Raw genomic sequence first — 2,922 nt, forward strand, 5'->3', positions numbered from 1 at the left:
GGCTCTATGTGTCTCCGGACGCGCTGAGCAAGGCTCAGCAGCTCATCGGCGCAAAGCAGGTCGCTGCCGCGGACAAATCGGCAACCGGCAAGCCGGCAGCGGGCGACAAGGCGGCAGGTGGCGGCGGTGCCGCCCGCTCGGCTTCCATCCTCTCGGCCGTCGCCTCGACAGCCGATTTCCCGATCCGGCGTTATGCGATCGGCTTCGTCTCGTCTCCCGCCGTCGTCAACATCAACGCGCGGGTGTCCAGCCAGATCGTCTCGATCGACGTCAAGGATGGGCAGATGGTCAGGGTCGGCGACGTTCTGTTCTCGCTCGATGACCGGGCGCTGAAGGCGCAGCTTGCCAAGGATCAAGCGGCGCTCGCCAAGGATCAGGCGATGCTCGCCAGCTCGCAGTCCGATCTCCAGCGCGCCAAGGATCTGGTTGCCAAGCAGGCCGGCACGCAGCAGACCTACGACCAGGCCGTCGCCGCGCAGAAGGCTGCCGCTGCGACCGTTGACGCCGACAAGGCGACAATCGACGCCGACAATGTCCAGCTTGGCTTCGCCACGATCACGGCGCCGATTTCCGGCAGGCTGGGTGCGGTCAGAGTCGCCGTCGGCGATCTCGTCACCGTCAGCAATGGCAACAGCAGCACGGCGACCCCGCTGGTGACCATCACCCAGATGGACCCGCTGCAGGTCAACTTCAATCTGCCGGAAAGCAATCTCGCCCTGCTGCACAAGGCGCTTGCCAATCCGCAGCAGGGCGCGGTGACACTGACCAAGGATGGTGACGCGACGCCGATCGGCAAGGGCACGCTCGATTTCGTCGACTCCAGCGTCGACACTGCGTCGGGCACTATCGCGACGCGGGCAAGTATTCCCAATGCCGACCTTTCGCTATGGCCCGGCCAGTATGTGAATGTCGTGCTCGACGCCGGCATCATGCCGCAGATGACATCGGTTCCTACCGTCGCCGTGCAGCCAAGCCAGAAGGGCCCTTTCGTCTATGTGGTCAAGCCGGACAACACGGTCGAGATGCGGCCGGTGCAGGTGGCGCTGACCGAAGGCGACAACAGCGCCATCAGCCAGGGGCTGAAAAGCGGTGAGAAGGTTGTCACCGAGGGCCAGACACGGCTGAAGGACGGCGCCGCGGTGCATGAAGGCAAGACCACGGCGGGTGCCGCTGCGCCCAAGGTGGCCGAGGCGACCAGCGCCGGCGAGGCCGCCCAATGATCTCCGAATTCTGCATACGCCGGCCCGTCGCCACCCTTCTGATGTCGTTCGCCCTCGTGCTGGGCGGGCTGTTCGCCTACAAGTTCCTGCCGGTGGCCGCACTGCCCAGCGCCGAATTCCCGGTGGTCAACGTCTCGGCCTCGCTGCCCGGCGCCTCGCCGGAAACCATGGCGACATCGGTGGCGACGCCGCTGATCAAGCAGTTCGCCACCATCGCCGGCATCGATTCGATCTCGACCACCAATTCGCTTGGCCAGACTTCGATCGCCATCCAGTTCGTGCTCAACCGAGACATCGACGCGGCGGCGGCCGACGTGCAGGCGGCGATCGCGCGCACGCAGAAATCATTGCCGCCGCAGATGACGGCGCCGCCGAGCTATCGCAAGGTCAATCCGGCCGACGCGCCGATCCTTTTGATGTCGCTGGTCAGCGACACGGTTCCGCTGACCGACCTCGATGCGTTCGCGGAAAACGTCATCTCGCCGTCGCTGTCGACCATCGACGGCGTGGCGCAGGTCTCGATCTTCGGCCAGCAGAAATACGCGGTGCGCATCCAGATCGACCCGACCGCGCTTGCCGCACGCGGCATCTCGATCGATCAGCTGCAGGCGGCGGTTGCCTCGGCCAACAGCAACACGCCGCTCGGCGTGCTCCAGAACGACAAGCAGCAGCTCACCATCACCGCCAACACGCAGCTGACCGACGCCGCCGGTTTCTCCAACATCATCATCGCCACCAAGAACGGTCACCCGGTACGGCTGGGCGAGGTGACCCGCGTGGTCGATTCGGTGCAGACGACCACGACCGCAAGTTGGTACGATGGCACCCGCGCGATCATCATGGCCGTGCAGCGCCAGCCCGACGCCAACACTGTCGACGTCGTCGACAAGGTCAAGGCGATGCTGCCGTCCTTCAAGGACCAGATGCCGGCCGCCGCCGACATCAAGTTGCTTAACGACCGCTCCAGTTCGATCCGGCAGGCGGTCAGCGACGTGCAGTTCACGCTGCTGCTCACCATTGCCCTGGTCATCATGGTGATCTTCGTGTTCCTGCGCCGGGTGACGGCGACAATCATCCCGGCCGTGGCGGTGCCGATCTCGCTGATCGCCACGCTCGGCGCGATGTTCCTGTTCGGCTTTTCCATCGACAACATCTCGCTGATGGGCCTGACGCTGGCGGTCGGCCTCGTCGTTGACGACGCCATCGTGATGCTTGAAAACATCTTCCGCCACATGGAGGAGGACGGGCTGTCGGCCTTCGACGCCTCGCTGAAGGGCGCGCGCGAAATCGGCTTCACCATCATCTCGATCTCGATCTCGCTGGTGGCGGTTTTCATCCCCGTGCTGCTGATGGGCGGCGTCATCGGGCGCATCTTCAACGAGTTCGCCGTGGTGGTGACGGTCGCCATCCTGGCGTCGATGTTCGTGTCGCTGACGCTGACGCCGATGCTGTGCTCGCGGCTGCTGTCGGTGACCAAAGCCGACCGCGACAAGCATGGCCCCGGTCACAAGCAGGACCTCGTCACGCGCGGCTACGACAGGGTCTTGAGCTTCTGCCTGCGGCACACCTTCCTGGTGTTCCTCGTCTTCGTCGGCACCGCGGCAGCGTCGGTGTGGCTGATCCAGATCTCGCCGAAGGGCTTCTTCCCGCAAGAGGATATCGGCCAGATATCGGTGACCACCATTGCCCGCCAGGACATCTC

The 2,922-nt window shown here is 64.8% G+C and carries 2 protein-coding genes; both read left to right on the top strand.

Features of this window, described 5'->3' with window-relative positions; genetic code table 11:
- Positions 1 to 1,220: efflux RND transporter periplasmic adaptor subunit (locus EN994_RS25330; protein WP_127307896.1), on the top strand; the 1,220-nt coding region annotated here is incomplete at its 5' end.
- On the top strand, positions 1,217 to 2,922 hold a 1,706-nt coding region (locus EN994_RS25335; protein WP_164746172.1), incomplete at its 3' end, for an efflux RND transporter permease subunit. The genes EN994_RS25330 and EN994_RS25335, both read left to right, overlap by 4 nt.

The sequence above is a fragment of the Mesorhizobium sp. M7A.F.Ca.CA.002.09.1.1 genome (assembly GCF_003998555.1).
Lineage (GTDB): Bacteria > Pseudomonadota > Alphaproteobacteria > Rhizobiales > Rhizobiaceae > Mesorhizobium > Mesorhizobium ciceri.